Annotated in this window: 13 protein-coding genes; 6 read left to right on the forward strand and 7 right to left on the reverse strand. The window is 72.9% G+C overall.

Going from position 1 to position 14,924, the window contains the following annotated elements:
- Positions 1–7 precede the first annotated feature (7 nt).
- On the forward strand, positions 8–2,113 hold the full coding sequence (locus OG289_RS16035) for a hypothetical protein (RefSeq protein ID WP_327314696.1): 2,106 nt from the start codon (positions 8–10) through the stop codon (positions 2,111–2,113).
- Positions 2,114–2,117: 4 nt separating this feature from the next.
- Here the strand turns inward: OG289_RS16035 and OG289_RS16040 are convergent, their stop codons facing one another.
- Positions 2,118–4,187 (reverse strand): bifunctional glycosyltransferase 87/phosphatase PAP2 family protein, encoded by a 2,070-nt coding sequence (locus tag OG289_RS16040; RefSeq protein ID WP_327314697.1) that lies wholly within the window; start codon positions 4,185–4,187, stop codon positions 2,118–2,120.
- Between the two features lie 409 nt (positions 4,188–4,596).
- Here OG289_RS16040 and OG289_RS16045 point away from each other — a divergent pair, with 409 nt between their 5' ends.
- Together OG289_RS16045 and OG289_RS16050 are read left to right on the forward strand one after the other, a co-directional pair.
- A complete protein-coding gene (locus OG289_RS16045) occupies positions 4,597–6,198 on the forward strand; it encodes a DUF2330 domain-containing protein (protein WP_327314698.1) in 1,602 nt (533 codons plus the stop codon).
- Positions 6,199–6,335: 137 nt separating this feature from the next.
- Positions 6,336–7,007, forward strand: coding sequence for an O-methyltransferase (locus tag OG289_RS16050; protein ID WP_327314699.1), 672 nt, complete (start codon positions 6,336–6,338; stop codon positions 7,005–7,007).
- A 34-nt stretch (positions 7,008–7,041) separates the two neighbouring features.
- Here OG289_RS16050 and OG289_RS16055 read toward each other — a convergent pair whose 3' ends face one another.
- The gene (locus OG289_RS16055) at positions 7,042–7,428 is read right to left on the reverse strand and encodes a hypothetical protein (RefSeq protein WP_327314700.1); all 387 of its coding nucleotides are present in this window, start codon (positions 7,426–7,428) and stop codon (positions 7,042–7,044) included.
- 117 nt (positions 7,429–7,545) lie between these two features.
- Here OG289_RS16055 and OG289_RS16060 point away from each other — a divergent pair, with 117 nt between their 5' ends.
- Entirely contained in the window at positions 7,546–7,998 is a 453-nt protein-coding gene (locus tag OG289_RS16060; protein ID WP_327314701.1) for a J-domain-containing protein, read from the forward strand.
- Here OG289_RS16060 and OG289_RS16065 read toward each other — a convergent pair.
- The 3 genes from OG289_RS16065 to OG289_RS16075 all read right to left on the reverse strand — a co-directional run bounded on the left by OG289_RS16065 (position 7,987) and on the right by OG289_RS16075 (position 9,852).
- Complete coding sequence (locus OG289_RS16065) at positions 7,987–8,697, reverse strand: hypothetical protein (RefSeq protein ID WP_327314702.1); 711 nt, start codon at positions 8,695–8,697, stop codon at positions 7,987–7,989. The genes OG289_RS16060 and OG289_RS16065 overlap by 12 nt on opposite strands.
- A 5-nt stretch (positions 8,698–8,702) precedes the next feature.
- Positions 8,703–9,410, reverse strand: coding sequence for a hypothetical protein (locus OG289_RS16070; RefSeq protein ID WP_327314703.1), 708 nt, complete (start codon positions 9,408–9,410; stop codon positions 8,703–8,705).
- Positions 9,411–9,543: 133 nt separating this feature from the next.
- Positions 9,544–9,852: a hypothetical protein gene (locus OG289_RS16075; RefSeq protein WP_327314704.1), complete on the reverse strand. Its 309-nt coding sequence runs from the start codon at positions 9,850–9,852 to the stop codon at positions 9,544–9,546.
- A gap of 222 nt (positions 9,853–10,074) precedes the next feature.
- On the opposite strand from OG289_RS16075, the gene OG289_RS16080 reads away from it, so the two are divergent.
- A complete protein-coding gene (locus OG289_RS16080) occupies positions 10,075–10,578 on the forward strand; it encodes a GNAT family N-acetyltransferase (RefSeq protein WP_327314705.1) in 504 nt (167 codons plus the stop codon).
- 60 nt (positions 10,579–10,638) lie between these two features.
- Here the strand turns inward: OG289_RS16080 and OG289_RS16085 are convergent, their stop codons facing one another.
- Positions 10,639–12,684 carry an MDR family MFS transporter gene (locus OG289_RS16085; RefSeq protein WP_327314706.1) on the reverse strand — a complete coding sequence of 682 codons (2,046 nt, stop codon included), beginning with the start codon at positions 12,682–12,684 and terminating at the stop codon, positions 10,639–10,641.
- A 210-nt stretch (positions 12,685–12,894) separates the two neighbouring features.
- Between OG289_RS16085 and OG289_RS16090 the strand changes: the two genes are divergently transcribed.
- Positions 12,895–14,016, forward strand: coding sequence for a peptidoglycan-binding domain-containing protein (locus OG289_RS16090; RefSeq protein WP_327314707.1), 1,122 nt, complete (start codon positions 12,895–12,897; stop codon positions 14,014–14,016).
- Positions 14,017–14,140: 124 nt separating this feature from the next.
- Here OG289_RS16090 and OG289_RS16095 read toward each other — a convergent pair whose 3' ends face one another.
- On the reverse strand, positions 14,141–14,788 hold the full coding sequence (locus tag OG289_RS16095; RefSeq protein ID WP_327314708.1) for an HAD-IA family hydrolase: 648 nt from the start codon (positions 14,786–14,788) through the stop codon (positions 14,141–14,143).
- Between the last annotated feature and the right edge of the window lie 136 nt (positions 14,789–14,924).

Raw genomic sequence — 14,924 nt, forward strand, 5'->3', positions numbered from 1 at the left:
CCGGGAGATGGCAGACCCGAGCTCCGACGGGGCCGAGGTCTTCGGCAACACCTTTCACGGACCCACCGCCTTCCAGGCCGGCGACCACAACACCCAGAACATCCAGCACACCCATCACCACACCGCACTCACCCCGCCTCCCTCCCCCCTCGACGCCACCGCCGACGAACTCGCTCGCGTGATCGGCGCGCAGTGGCAGGAAGAGGCCGGGCTGCGGCAGTTGTTGGAGCCCGCGCCCTTGCCCGTGCGGTGGCGGGTGAGTGAGCGGAAGGTCGCCGGGCGGGTCGTCGGGGCGACCGCGGAGGGGGCTGCTCGGGCGCGGTTCGGTCCGTTGCCGGGTGTCCCCCCTGCCACCCGCGCCCGGCTCCGCGATGGCGGCGGGCTTCCCGAACTGCACGCCGTCTACGGCGGGTTGGCCTCCGGGCGGCTGCTGCTCGTGGGGCCCCCGGCCGCCGGCAAGACCGCCACCGCCGTGCTCCTGCTCCTCGATGCCCTCGCGCACCGGGCAGCGCAGACGGCGCCCGCCGACCGGGCCCGTGTGCCGGTGCCCGTCCTGCTCTCCCTCGACGGGTGGGATCCCGCCCACGACACCGCCACCGACTGGGCCGCGGACCGGCTCACACGTGAGTACACCCTCTTCCACGGGCGGGGCGGGGGTGCCCGTGCCCGGCAGTTGCTCGAACAGGGCCGTATCTCCCTGTTCCTCGACGGTCTCGACGAGGTCACCGGCAGACTGCGCGGGGCCATGGTCAGCGCGCTGGAGACGGCGCCCTTCCGGCTGGTGCTCGTCTCGCGGGCCAGGGAAGCCGTGCTCACCGCGAAGAAGGCGCGGCTGGGCGGCGCTCTCGCGCTGGAGATCCAACCGGTGCGGCCCGCCGACGCCGCCGGGTACCTGTCGAACCGGTTGCCCGCCGCCCCCTCGGCCGCCTGGCAGACCGTCACCGAACGTCTGAGAACCGGCGACCCCGCCCACCCCCTCGCCACCGCCCTCGCCAGCCCCCTCGCCATCGCCCTCCTCCGCGACGTCTACCCCGACGACGGCCCGGTCGACGAACTGCTCGACTCCGTCCGCTTCCCCAGCCCGGCCGCCGTCGAGAACCACCTCCTCGACCACGCCGTCGTCGCCGCCTACACCCCGCGCCCCGGACACCCCCGCCCCCGCTACTCCCCCGAGACCGCCGAGCGCACCCTGCGCCACATCGCCCGGCGCCTGGCCCGGGACGGCTCCCGGGACCTGCGGTGGTGGCACATACCAGGCTGGACGGGGCAGCGGCCCCGGATGATCGCCGTGTGGATCGTCTCCACAGTGGTGTGCGGATTGCCCAGCACCCTGCTGGCCCTGCGGCTCGAACCATCGCTCGTGATCACCGTGCTCGGTCCCCTCTCGATGATCGGGGCCGGGTGGGGAGTCGCCCTCCGCCTCGCGAAGCTCAGCGTTCCGCAGCCGTTGGCGAGCGCCGGGTGGCGGGACATCTTCACCCGCGAGACGGTCACGGCGGGACTCGTGCAGTGGCTGTCCATCGGCACCGCGCTCTTCTGGCTGGTGTCCCTGCTGCCCGGCTTCGACCATCCCCCGCTCTGGTTCTGGTACCTGGTCACACTGCCCCTCGGCTACAGCGGAGTGATGGTCGCGGGCCGCGGATACGAGATCGTCGCGTACGCCCCCTTCCTCTCCGTCGGGGCGGGGCGCGCGTACGGCAGGAAGCGTGAGAGCGACACCAGCCCCTCCGTCGTCGACAGCCGGTCGGTGGGGCCCCGTGACGTATGGCGGCATCACATCGGGCTGCGGCTCTTCCTGGGACTGCTGACCGGCTGCGCGCTCGCGCTGTACGGCGGCCCGATGCTGGCCTGGAACCAGACCCCGCTCACCGGCGCGGTCTTCGCCCTCTCCGCCGTCCTGTGGACCGGCGCCACCTCGGGCCTCGCCGGCAACCTCGCCGTCGCCACCGCCCTCGCCGCCGTGCAGCTCCACCACGAGGAGGGCACCCCCGTACGCCTGATGCACTTCCTGGAGGACGCCCGCCGCCGCAACCTGCTGCGGGCGACTGGCCCCGTCTACCAGTTCCGGCATGTGCGGCTGCAGGAGCGGCTTGCCGCGGACAGGCCGACCTGAGTGATCAGCTCGGCGCCGGGTCCTTTTCCTTTTTCGGGTCCTTCTCCTGTGCCGGCTCGGCCGCCGTCGTTCTCGCCGTCGCCGTCGCGAACCGCGCCCGCGGCCCCATGAACAGGTACGACAGGCCGAAGCCCCCGACCACGACCGCCGCGCCGCCGGCCGCGTCCAGCACCCAGTGGTTGCCGGTGGCCACGATCGCCGAGACCGTGAAGAAGGGGTGGAGCAGGCCCAGGGCCTTCATCCACCACTTCGGGGCGACGATCGCGATGACCAGGCCGCACCACAGGGACCAGCCGAAGTGCAGGGATGGCATCGCCGCGTACTGGTTCGTCAACGCCGTCAGCGTGCCGTAGTCCGGCTTGGAGAAGTCCTGGACGCCGTGGACGGTGTCGATGACGCCCAGGTTCGGCATCAGGCGCGGCGGGGCCAGCGGGTAGAGCCAGAAGCCGACCAGGGCCAGCAGGGTCGCGAAGCCAAGGGACGCGCGGGCCCAGCGGTAGTCGACCGGGCGGCGCCAGTACAGCAACGCCAGGACGGTCAGCGGGACCACGAAGTGGAAGGATTCGTAATAGAAGTCGAAGAAGTTCCGTAGCCAGTCGACCTTGACCACCGCGTGGTTGGCCCAGTGCTCGATGTCGATGTGCAGGAAGCGTTCGAGGTCGAGGACCTGCTGGCCGTGGGTCTCCGCCCGGGCCCGTCCGCCGGAGTTCGTGCCGCCCGTCGCCGCCAGCCGGACCTGCTGGTACGCCGCGTACGTCACGCGGATGAGCAGGAGCTCCAGCAGCAGGTTCGGGCGGGTCAGGACGCGCTTCATGAACGGGAGCAGCGGGACGTGCTTCCAGCGCGTGGGGATCGGTTCCGCGTACTCCGTCGGGATCGGGGCCCGGTAGTAGGGGGACTTGCGCGGGAGGAAGGGGACGAGCGTCGCCGCGGCGATCGCGGCCAGCAGGACACCGTTGTCACGCAGGAAGTACAGGGCCGCCATGTTCGGCAGCATCATCTTCGCCGGGAGGGTCGTCACCAGGATCACCGCCACTGGCCAGACATAGCGGTCCGATGCCCGTTTGCCGACCCGGCCGACCACCGCCAGAAGCACCCACAGGAGCTGGTGCTGCCAGGTCGTCGGGGAGACCGCGATCGCCGCGCAGCCGGTCAGGGCCACCGCCAGCAGCAGCTGGCCGTCGTGGGCGTAGCGGACCGCCCGGTGGATGCCGAGGAGGGCCACGGCCGCGCCCAGCGTCAGGAACAGGCCGATCTCCGGCGGGCCGGAGACGCCGAGCCGGAGCAGGGCGCCGTGCAGGGACTGGTTGGCCAGGGCGTCCGCCTTGCCGCCGAGGCCGACGCCCGCCATGTGGTGCACCCAGTAGGTGTACGAGTCGTGCGGCATCGCCGCCCAGGCGAGCGCGGTGCCCCCGGCGAATGTGGCGCCGGTGGCGGCCGCGGCGCGGCGGCGGCCGGTGAACCAGAGCAGGGCGGCGAAGAGCAGGACGGTCGGCTGAAGGGCGGCGGCCAGGCCGATCAGGGCGCCGGCGGCCCGCCAGTCCCGTAAGGCGAAGCAGCCGAGGAGGACGAGGAGGACGGGGATGATGCTGGTCTGGCCGAGCCAGAGGGTGTTGCGCACCGGCAGCGACAGCATCAGCAGGCTGATCGCGACCGGCGCGGCCAGCAGGGACGTCCGTCTGCTGATCGGCTGCGGCAGGGCGCGGGCCACGACCAGGCCGAGGGCGGCGACCAGCAGCAGGGTGCCGAAGGTCCAGCCCCAGCCGAGGGCCTGTTCGGCCGCCCGGGTGAGGGGCTTGAGGACGAGCCCGCCGAACGGGGTGCCCGTGAAGCGCGTGGAGTCGTAGAGCGAACCGTTGACGTGCAGCACGCCGTTCGGTCCGACCCAGGTCTCCAGGTCCGTCAGCCGCTCTCCGCGCGGGGTGCGCAGGACGACGGCCACCTGGCGTAAGGCGAGGACCGCCGCCACCAGCCAGAGGCCGAGGCGGGCCGCGCGCAGGCGCGCTCTCGTCGTGTCGACCGCCGTCGCCCCGAAGGCCTCCGCCGGCCGCCCGCTGTGCTCCGCATCCGCCACGCCTGGTCGGCCTCCCGCCCCGTCGTCCCACGCGTCGCGTGCGCGGGTTTCCTACGCGCACCTTACGAGGAGTGCGCCTCCCCCGGAGGGGGACGCAGGCCACCGCCACTTCACCTGACGTCCGCTCTCCTTTTGTCCGGAAGACGATAGTGCTCATCGTGCGCGGTCGCCTCCGCGAGGTCGGAACGATGGCCGGAATCAAGGGCCGGATCGGGGGCCTTATCGGGGGCCGGATCAGGGCCGGATCAGGGGCCGAAACAGGGCGGAACCCCGGGCCGGTTCGGGGCGGGATTTGGATCACGGCGCGAACGGAAGCGGCTCCTCCGCCGTACCGTCGTTGCCACCACATGCACGGTGGAGAGTACGGAGAGTGCCGGGACCACGGAAAGCGGCGGAGGGGATGCGGGGCATGGTCTGTTTCCTGCGGGGACAGCAGGCGCGGCGGAAACGTCTGCGTGGGCGTGTCGCGGCCGTTCTCCTGGCGCTGCTGGCGCTCCAGCTCGGTTCGCTCGTGGCGCCGGCCTACGCCTGCGGCTGCGGAGCGCTGGTCCCGGGCGACGCGCGGCAGGTCGCGGTCGGCCGGGAGGTCTCCGCCGTGCGCTGGGACGGCGCGCAGGAGCAGATCGTCATGCGTCTGACGGTGAACGGGGACGCCGAGCGGGCCGCGTGGATCATGCCGGTGCCGCACCGGGCGACCGTGCGGCTCGGCGACCCGAAGCTCTTCGACCAGCTGGACGGCGCCACGGCCCCCGTGCACCGCACCCGCCACCACTTCTGGCCGCAGGACGGCGACTGGCCGCTGACCACCGGCGACGGCACGGCGCCCCCGCCGCCGCCCGGGGCGGGGCCCGGGGGCGTCGGAGTGGTGGGGCGCGAGCGGCTCGGCCCGTTCGACGTGGCCCGGCTGACCGCCACCGACCCGGCCGACCTGGACAAGTGGCTGCGCAGCAACGACTTCGTCCTCCCCTCCCGCCTCGAGACCGCCCTCCAGCCGTACGTCGACCGGCGCTGGGAGTACGTGGCGGTCCGGCTGACCCCGGAGAGCACCGGCACCGCGCTGCGCGGCGAGCTCGAACCGCTGCACCTCACCTTCGCCGCCGACAGCGTCGTGTACCCGATGCGGTTGTCCCGGCTGGCGACCACACCGCAGTCGCTGGGCCTGTACGTCCTCGCCGCCCACCGCATGGAACCGGCCTCCTCGATCGGCGGCGAGCGGCCCCGGGTCACCTTCGCGGGGCGACTCGGCAAGACGACGGGGCCGCTGGCCGAGCTGACGAAGGGCATGAAGGGCACACCGTTCCTGACAGCCGTCGCCCAGGAGTTCCCGCGGCCCTCGGACATCTCCGGGGACCATGAGCTGCGCCGGGCCGCGACCGACACCACGTTCCGGCAGGTCATCTACGAGGACCGGTTGCTCGCGGTGGCCGGGATCCCGGTGTGGCTGCTGACGGTCGTCGGCGGACTGGCCGTCCTGAACACGGTCGCGGTCGTCCTGGGGGTGCGCTGGGGGCGGGCCCGGCGAGCGAGCCTGCCGGGGCCTCGACATGCGTCGGGGTATCAGTCGGCGTACCAGCCGGGGGCTACGGCCACGGCGGCGATGCCGACCGCGTTCCCCATGCCGCCCGCGCCTGCCGGGCCTCCCGCGTCTGCCAGGCCTCCCGCGTCTCCCATACCCCCGAAGCCGCCGAAGCCCCCGAAGCCGCCGGTCGTACGCTCCACGCCCCCTCGGCCTCCAGTGCCTCCCACGTCAGCCGTGTCACCCACGTCACCCGTGCCTCCCGTGCCGGCCGCGCCGCCCCGGACACCCCCCGCGCCCTCCGTACGTCTCGCGCGCCCCGCTCCCGCCACTCCCTCCGCGCCCCACCAGCCCCCTCCCGCCACTCCCTCCGCACCCCACCAGCCCCCTCCCGCTCCTCCCGCTCCTCCTGCTCCTCCTGCTCCTCCCGCGCCCCCGGCGCCCTGCGCATCCCCCGTCGCGCCCCGTCTCGCGCCGCGTGCGCCGAACGGCTGAATTCCTCGGTCGGGGGACCGTGCGGCACGGCTGGAGGGGAACCCGTGCGCGGCGGGTGCCGTTGACGTGTCTAGTTAGCATTCCTAACGAGACACGCCGCCCAAATGTCAGGCACAGGCACACGAGAGGCAGAGCGCATGAGCGAGTCGCAGGTCTGGGACGCCGTCGACGCCTACTTCACCGACCAACTCGCCCCGGACGACGAGGTGACGGCGGCGGCGCTGCGCGACAGCGAGGCCGCCGAGTTGCCCCAGATCAACGTCACGGCGAACCAGGGCAAGCTGCTCCAACTGTTCGCCGAGATCCAGGGGGCCCGGGCGATCCTGGAGATCGGCACGCTCGCCGGGTACAGCACGATCTGGCTGGCCCGCGCCCTCCCCGCCGACGGCCGTCTGATCTCCCTGGAGTACGACCCCCGGCACGCGGAGGTCGCCACCCGCAACATCGCCCGCGCGGGCCTCGACAAGGTGGTCGAGGTGCGGGTCGGGCCGGCCCTGGAGTCGCTGCCGCTGCTGGCCGACGAGAACCCGCCCCCGTTCGACCTCGTCTTCATCGACGCAGACAAGGCCAACAACGCCCACTACCTGGAGTGGGCGCTGAAGCTCACCAGCGCGGGCAGTCTGATCGTCGTCGACAACGTCGTACGGGGCGGCCGGGTCGTCGACTCCGACAGCGACGCGGGGGACGTGCTCGGCACCCGCGCCGCGATCGAACTGATCGGCTCGCACCCGAGGCTGAGCGGTACGGCGATCCAGACGGTGGGGGCCAAGGGCTACGACGGTTTCGCGCTGGCGCGCGTCCTGGCGTAGCCCGGCGGGAAGCGTGACGCGTTCCCTGAGACCGTCACGCCTCGTGGTAGAAGCCCACGTTGACGCTGCGCGGCCCGGTGCGGTCGAGGACGATGATCTCGCCGGAGCCCGCCAGCGGCACGGTCCCGCCGTACGCGATCGACTGCGCGTACTCCCCGATCACCAGACGCACCTCGGAGGACGGCTCGTCCTGCGAGCCGCGCAGCCAGGACACCTGCCAGGTGCCCTCGGGTCCGCACAGGAACTCCAGGTGCACGCGGGAGACGAACAGCCAGTCGTCCGGGGTCGCCAGGCGGCACACGGACTTGTCCCGGCCCACCCGCAGCACGGCACCCGGTTCGCTGGGCGAGTCGGCCATCAGCATGCCGGCCGTGGCGCCCTCTTCCGTTCCGGAGACGGTGGCCATGGTCAGTTCGAGCACGTGCGCTCCCCTTGAGGTGTCTTTGACATGCCTGTCGGCGTCCTGGGTCCTAAGTGTGCTTGTACAGCCGCCGCATGATAAATCGCCCGGGCCCACCGCGTCCGGCACAATGGACGCATGACCGAGCGAAAGCCACCGGGTGTCCCGTTCGAGTCCTGGGTCGACAAGCAGATCCGTGACGCGGAGCGGCGCGGCGAGTTCGCCCAACTACCGGGCGCGGGGAAGCCGTTGCCGCCGGGTACGGACACCTCGTACGACGAACTCTGGTGGATCAAGCGCAAGATGGCCCGCGAGGGACTCTCCGTGCTGCCGCCGACACTCGCCCTGCGCAAGGAGGCGGAGGACGCGCTCGCGGCGGCGTATGCGGCGCCCTCGGAACGCATCGTCCGGAAGATCGTCACGGACGTCAACGTCAAGCTCCGCGACATGATGTTCAAGCCGCCGCCCGGCCCCCCGCTGGGCATGAAGCCGTACGACGTCGAAGCGGTCGTACAGGAGTGGCGGGAGCGCCGGGCGACGGCCGGGGATTCGGTCGGGGAGGCCGGGGAGGCCGGGAAGTCAGAGGTGTAGCAGCCGCTCCGTCAGCTCGCGGTAGTCCCGCAGGGCCAGGCGGAGTTGCTCGGTGTCGACGGCCGTCGCGGCCGTCGCCGTCCGCTGCTTGCCACCGCCGCCCTCCGCGGACCGCTGCCAGGACCCGCGCAGGGTACGGCGGCGCCGGTCCACGGCGTCGGTGAGGTGGGCGGCGAGTTCCTCCAGCACCTGGTCGGCCTCCTCCACGGCGTCCCGGGGACCGTCGACGAACCCGACGACCGCGTGCCGCATCCGGGAGGCGATCCGGTCGCACTCGTCGTCCGGGAGCAGTGACGCACCCTGGCCACCGGGGGCAGGGGCGGTGGCCTTGGCGCCGGCGGGAGCGGGAGCGGGGGCCGTCGGAGCAGTCGGAGCAGCAGTGGCTCCGGAAGCGACGGAGGTCCCGGAACCAGCGGCCGTCGAGCGCCCGCCGGTCTCCGTCGGCGTCCGGCCCTTCTCGTCCTCGTCCGGCAGGAGGACCTCGCCGGACGGTACGGCCCCACCTGGCGCCACGGCCCCGCCCGGCGCCACGGTCCCGCCCGGCGCCACGGTCCCGCCCGGCGCCACGGCCCGCGTCCGGTCGTCCGTCTCCCGACGGTTCTCCGGGCTCGTGCCCGGGTCGGGTGCCACGTTCGGGGGCGAGTTCGGTGTCGTCTTCGGTGTCGTCTTCGACGACATGTTCGGTGTCGTGTCCGGCATGGTGTTCAGCCCTCCTTCGCCTGGTGGCGGTGGAAGCCCCACGGCAGGTGGTGCCCGGAGCGGGAACGGTCCTGGGACGCGGCCTGGTGGGCGCGGTGGCGGCCGGATTCGCGGTGGGCCGGGCCGACCAGGTCGTCGAAGAGGGCACGGGCCTCGACCATGGCGGCCCGCATGTCCTCCGTGCCGGTCGCACGACCGTCGTCGCTCACGCCACCCGGCGCGCCCGTCTGCCGCGAGCCCTCGCCGGTCGCTGGGACGCGTGCGACGCGGTGGACGCGTCGGTAGCCGTGGACATGGTTCGCGTGGTGGACGGAGAGCGCGGCGAGCTGCTCCTCGTACTGGCCGCCGTCCGGGAAGCCCCGGGCGCCCGCCACCTCCGCGAGCAGGTGGTCCGCCTCGGTGACCGCCTCCCGGGGCGAGTCGACGAACCGCTCCTGCGCAGCCGTCCAGCGGGCCGTGAACCGTTCGCGCTCGGCGGGCTCCAGCGGCCGCTCGCGCAGCCCGCCGTGCCGCTGTACGAGGGTGTCGAGCTCGCGCTCGGCGGCCTTGACGTCCCCGTCGTGCCGGGCGACGGCCCGGTCGTACTCGGGCCCGAAGCGGTGCTTGAGGCCGCGTCCGCCGTGCGAGCCGCGGGCCCGCACGGCGAGGACGGCCGCGACGGCGACGACGGCCGCCACGATCACGATCAGAGCGATGATCACTCCTGTGGACATGCCTTGCCTTCCGGTGTGTCGGCCCCACGGGCCGGTTCCCGTGTCGGGTTGCCAGGACGGCGCCTCCCAAACGGCGCGCGCGGCGGCCCCGTTGCGACCGACGGCGGTCAGGAGGCGAAGCGGCGTGCTCCTGTCACCGACCACACCGTGGTGATGCGCCCGTGCACGACCTCGAACAGGTCGATGCCGCTCTTCTGACTCCCGTCGGGCGGGTCACGTACCAGCAGGGGGCGATCCGGCCCAGGGCCGGATCGACGAGCGGGGCGCCCCCGACGGCATACCGGAGTCCGGGGCTCTCGGCGCGGTGCCGGGCGATGAGGTCGACGATGCCCGCCGGGCCGCGGAGCGCGTCGGTGCCCGACGCCCGCTCGGGGCTGTTGCCGAAACGGATGCGGAAGTCGGGGGCGAGGAAGCCCTCGGGTCGCCGAAGTCGCCGCTCCACAGGGCTGTCCAGCGTTCGGCCATGTCGCTCGACGGATACATCGCGGGCCCTGAGCCGGGGCGCGAGCATCCTCCCCCACGCTCGAATACCCTCGCGCGGGTGCACCCCCATGGCATCGGCGGCGACAGCGCATCGGGTGGGAGAAGACACAGGTGCTGGACTCGCCGGGGAGCACGCATATCCGGTTGCGCGCCCCGCACACCGTCTCCGCAGAATGAGCGGATGACCTGGACCATCAGCCCCGAGCCCCACGACTCCCCCGTCGCCGCCGCGCTCTGGCGGGAGTACTACACGGAGGTCAGCGACCGCTGGTACCTGCTGCACGAGGGGCGCCGGACCGACCCGGACGAACTGGAGCGGGAGATCGCCGCCAACAGCTGGGCCGAACTCACCCCGCCCGGCGGGCAGTTGGTGGTCGCTCGGTACGACGGTGAGCCGGGCGGCTGCGCGGGCGTGCGGCTGCTGGACGCGACGACCGCCGAGCTGAAGCGGGTGTTCGTGCGGGAGGGGCTGCGCGGGAAGGGCGGCGCGCCGCTCCTCGTCCGGGCCGCCGAGGACGCCGCCCGCGCGCTCGGCGCCACGCGGATGATCCTGGACACCCGCGGCGATCTGGTCGAGGCCCGCGCCCTGTACGCCCGGCTGGGCTACGCGGAGACCGAGCCGTACAACGACGACCCGTACGCCGAGCACTGGTTCGCCAAGCCGCTCGGCCGGGATCTCAGGTGAGCCGGGACCTCAGGTGAGCCGGGACCTCGGGCGAGCCAGGACCTCGGGCGAGCCAGGACCTCAGGTGAGCCGGTGGTCGGGCACCACCCGCCCGTCGTAGGGCTGTTCCCGGTCCGAGCCGCACAGCTCGTCGTTCAGCTCCTTGACCAGCTGGACGAGGTCGGTGGGCCGGTCCGGGCCCCACCAGTCCCCGAGCAGCTCGGCCAGCGACTCCTCGCGGGCCGCGGCGAGCCGTTCGGCGACCTCACGGCCCTCGCCGGTCAGCATCATGTCGAGTCCCTCGCGCACGGCGAACCGGCGCTCCTCGACCTGACGGACCGCCTCCATGATCACCGGCAGCGGAACACCGCTGCGCTCGGCGAGCACGCTCGGCTCGACGCTGCCGTACCGCTTGGTCCGCAGCAGCAGCCAGCTCGCGGCCGGGAGGAGGTCGTAACCGGACCGTGCGGTGATCTTCCGGTAGATCTCGCGGCGACCCTCTCGGGTGCCGAGGACGGACAGCGCCCGGCACACCTCGTCGTACGAGGACCGCTCCACCGGGTTGCTGGCCAGGGTCTCCGTGACGTCGGGTGCGGTGACCGAGCCGCGCAGCGGGTCCTCCTTGAGGAACCACGCCAGGACGAAGCCGAGAAGCGCGACGGGGGCGGCGTACAGGAAGACGTCGGTGATGGCGGAGGCGTAGGCGTCCAGGACGCGCGGGCGCAGGTCGGGCGGCAGGTCGGCGATGCCGCGCGGGTCGGACTCCAGCGCGCCGGGCGAGACGCCGGACGGGGCCGGGACGCCCCGGAAGGCGGCCGCGAGCTTGTCGCCGAGGCGGCCGGCGAAGACCGTGCCGAAGATGGCGACGCCGAAGGAGGCGCCGATGGAGCGGAAGAAGGTCGCGCCGGAGGTGGCGACGCCGAGGTCCTCGTACCCGACCGCGTTCTGCACGATCAGCACGAGCACCTGCATGACCAGACCCAGTCCGAGGCCGAAGACGAAGAAGGAGGCGCTCATCCCGCCGGTGGAGCTGTGCTCGTCGAGCTGGTGCAGGAGGAGCAGGCCGAAGGTGGTGACGGCGGTGCCCGCGACCGGGAACACCTTCCAGCGGCCGGTGCGGCTGACGATCTGGCCCGAGGCCGTGGACGACAGGAGCAGGCCCGCCACCATCGGCAGCATGTGGACGCCGGACATGGTCGGCGAGACGCCCTGCACGACCTGGAGGAAGGTCGGCAGGTAGGTCATCGCGCCGAACATCGCGAAGCCGACGATGAAGCTGATCACGGCGGAGAGGGTGAAGGTGCGGATGCCGAACAGCTTGAGGGGCAGGACGGGTTCGGCCGCCCGCCGCTCCACGGCCACGAACGCCACGGCCAGCAGCACGCCCAGCACCGCCAGGCCGACGATCTGCGGCGAGCCCCAGTCCCAGGTGGTGCCGCCGAGGGAGGCCACCAGGACCAGGCAGGTGGCGACGGAGGCGATGAGGAAGGTGCCGAGGTAGTCGATGACGTGTTTGGCCGTCCTGCGCGGGATGTGCAGGACCGTCGCGATGACGGCGAGCGCGACGACGCCCACCGGGAGGTTGACGTAGAACACCCAGCGCCAGCTGAGGTGTTCGGTGAACAGGCCGCCCAGCAGCGGGCCGAGGACACTCGTGGCGCCGAACACCGCGCCGAACAGGCCCTGGTAGCGGCCCCGGTCGCGCGGCGGGACGAGGTCGCCGACGAGCGCCATCGACAGCACCATCAACCCACCGCCGCCCAGGCCCTGGACGGCCCGGAAGGCGATCAACTGCGGCATGTTTTGCGCCATTCCGCACAGGGCCGAACCGATCAGGAAGAGGACGATCGCGATCTGGAACAGCCTCTTGCGCCCGTACTGGTCGCCCAGTTTGCCCCACAGCGGGGTCGCGGCCGTCGACGCCAGCAGGTAGGCCGTGACCACCCACGACAGGTGCTCCATACCACCCAGGTCGCTGACGATCGTGGGCAGGGCGGTCGACACGATCGTCTGGTCGAGGGCGGCGAGCAGCATGCCGAGCAGCAGGGCACCGATCGAGACGAGGACGTTTCCGGACACGTGTTCCTGACGCGGATCCGCCGCCCTGCTGTGCGCGTCCAAGACCATGGATGCCTCCTGAGGCTCTGGTGACCCTTTCCATCGTGATCGGTGTGACCCGTTATGGCCTCTTGAGTCCTCTTGAGTCCTCTCGAGTCCTCTTGAGCCCCCTTGAGCCCCCTTGGGCCTGGCGGAATCCGACATTCCGGGGGGCACGGGCGGCCGGCCGTGTGGAGGATCTGCATAATCTTTGAAGTTTGGACGGGGAGGGACGAACACGTGATCGATCCGATGGGGCGGCAGGGGCGACCGGGGCAGCAGGGGCTGCCGTGCCCGGAGTGCGGAGCGCTCCGCGCGCCCGACAACACCCCGTCCTGCTCCTGTGCCCAGCGCGCCGCCGAGGCCCTGCGCGACACGCGCACGGCGGAGGCGGCCGCGGCGGAGGACTTCGATCCCCTGCGGATACGGCCGTACGTGGAGCTGGAGGGCGAACAGAGGTCGGCAACGGGCGCCGGGGCTGGACCCGAGGCCTCGTCGGTGGGGTCGGACGGGCGGGACGGGCCGGACGGCGAGCTGACCATGCCGCTGCCGGCGGTTCCGGCCGACGCGACCATGCCGTTGCGCGCCGTGGACCCCGCCGGCCCGGCGCCGGACGCGACGGCGGCGCTGCCCACCCCTCTGACCCCGCCCGCCTCCGAGCCCAGCACCAGCGACCTGAGTCTGTTCGAGGCGGCGGACGTCGGCACCGTGCACCCCGACGACGAGGAACCGCACGGACCGCGCCGTCGCCGCACGCTGCTGGTCGCGTCGGCCGCCGCCGTCGTTGCCGTGGTGGCGGCGGCCGGGTTCGCGAGCGGACTGTTCTCCTACGAGAAGCCGACGCGCGACTCGGCCGCCCCCGAGGACGTGCGGGCGGCCGTGCCCGCCCCCTCGGCCGGCGAGGCCTCCAAGTCGCCGTCGGCGAGCCGTTCCGCGTCCCCGTCGGCCTCCGACGTCTCGCCGTCCCCGTCCCCGCCCCCGTCCGAGAGCGAGAGTCCGTCGCCCTCCGCGCCGGAGGAGAGCGTCTCCCTCTCGCCTTCCCCGTCGGTCACGGCCGGACAGGCCACGCCGACCCCCCGCGCCTCCGCTTCCACGGGGCCCGACAACGGGGCCGACAACAGCGAGCCGATCTCCGAGGGCACGGTCCTTCGACGCGGCGACACGGGTACCGAGGTGACCGAACTCCAGTTGCGACTGAGCCAGTTGTTCTTCTACAACGGCGAGGCCGACGGCACGTTCGACAGCGAGGTCGAGGACGCCCTGCGCAACTACCAGTGGTCCCGGGGGACGACGGCGGACGGGCTGGGCGTGTACGGGGCGCTGACTCGGGCCCGCCTGGAATCCGAGACCAAGGAGCCGTAGGGCTCGTGCGGCTGGGGACCGCCGCCCCAGGCCCCCGCTTCGGCCTCGAAGGGGCCTCGTCCTCAAGCTCCCCCGGAGGGGACCCCCAACGGGCTGGATGATGCCGGCCTGCGCCGCAAGGTCCTCACCCCGCGTGGATCCGCACCCCGTCCCCCACGACCTCCACCCGCACCTGCCGCAGATCCGGCACCACCACGTCCGGCCCGTGCGCCGCCGCCCGCGAGCCCACCCCCACGACCCGCATCCCGGCGGCGCGCCCGGCCGCGATGCCCGCGCCGGAGTCCTCGAACACCACGCACTCCGCCGGGGTGACCCCCAGCTCCGCCGCGCCCTTCAGGAAGCCCTCGGGGTCCGGCTTGCTCGCGCCCACCGACTCCGCGGTGACGCGGACGTCCGGGAGCTCCAGTCCCGCCGCGGCCATCCGGGCGGTCGACAGGGGGGCGTCCGCCGAGGTGACCAGTGCGTGCGGGACGCCCCGCAGAGAGGCGAGGAACTCGGGCGCGCCGGGCACCGGCACGACGCCCTCGAGGTCGGCGGTCTCCTGCGCGAGCATCCGCGCGTTGTCCGCCATGTTCAGGTGCATCGGCCGGCTGGGCAGCAGCACGGCCATCGAGGCGTACCCCTGGCGGCCGTGGACGACCTGCATGACCTCGTCCCCGTCGAGCCCGTGCGTGTCGGCCCAGCGCCGCCAGACGCGCTCGACGACGGCGTCGGAGTTGACGAGGGTGCCGTCCATGTCGAGCAGGAGGGCGCGGGCGGTCAGGACCGGCATCAGCAGCTCCAGGTAAGGCTCCAGGTACGGAGAAACAAGGCGGCCCCGCCCGCCGGTCAGGGAAAACGGGCGGGAGCCACTTTGTTTTCTCACGGTACAAAACAATCGCCGCCCACCGCCACTCCTGACGGAAAGC

The sequence above is a fragment of the Streptomyces sp. NBC_01235 genome (assembly GCF_035989285.1).
Classification (GTDB): domain Bacteria; phylum Actinomycetota; class Actinomycetes; order Streptomycetales; family Streptomycetaceae; genus Streptomyces.

Bases quoted from the DNA above. Each gene is read 5' to 3' on its own strand.
- OG289_RS16035 (WP_327314696.1), top strand. From the start codon at position 8: ATGGCAGACCCGAGCTCCGACGGGGCCGAGGTCTTCGGCAACACCTTT.
- OG289_RS16045 (WP_327314698.1), top strand. From the start codon at position 4,597: ATGGTCTGTTTCCTGCGGGGACAGCAGGCGCGGCGGAAACGTCTGCGT.
- OG289_RS16050 (WP_327314699.1), top strand. From the start codon at position 6,336: ATGAGCGAGTCGCAGGTCTGGGACGCCGTCGACGCCTACTTCACCGAC.
- OG289_RS16060 (WP_327314701.1), top strand. From the start codon at position 7,546: ATGACCGAGCGAAAGCCACCGGGTGTCCCGTTCGAGTCCTGGGTCGAC.
- OG289_RS16065 (WP_327314702.1), bottom strand. From the start codon at position 8,697: ATGCCGGACACGACACCGAACATGTCGTCGAAGACGACACCGAAGACG.
- OG289_RS16070 (WP_327314703.1), bottom strand. From the start codon at position 9,410: ATGTCCACAGGAGTGATCATCGCTCTGATCGTGATCGTGGCGGCCGTC.
- OG289_RS16080 (WP_327314705.1), top strand. From the start codon at position 10,075: ATGACCTGGACCATCAGCCCCGAGCCCCACGACTCCCCCGTCGCCGCC.
- OG289_RS16085 (WP_327314706.1), bottom strand. From the start codon at position 12,684: ATGGTCTTGGACGCGCACAGCAGGGCGGCGGATCCGCGTCAGGAACAC.
- OG289_RS16095 (WP_327314708.1), bottom strand. From the start codon at position 14,788: ATGCCGGTCCTGACCGCCCGCGCCCTCCTGCTCGACATGGACGGCACC.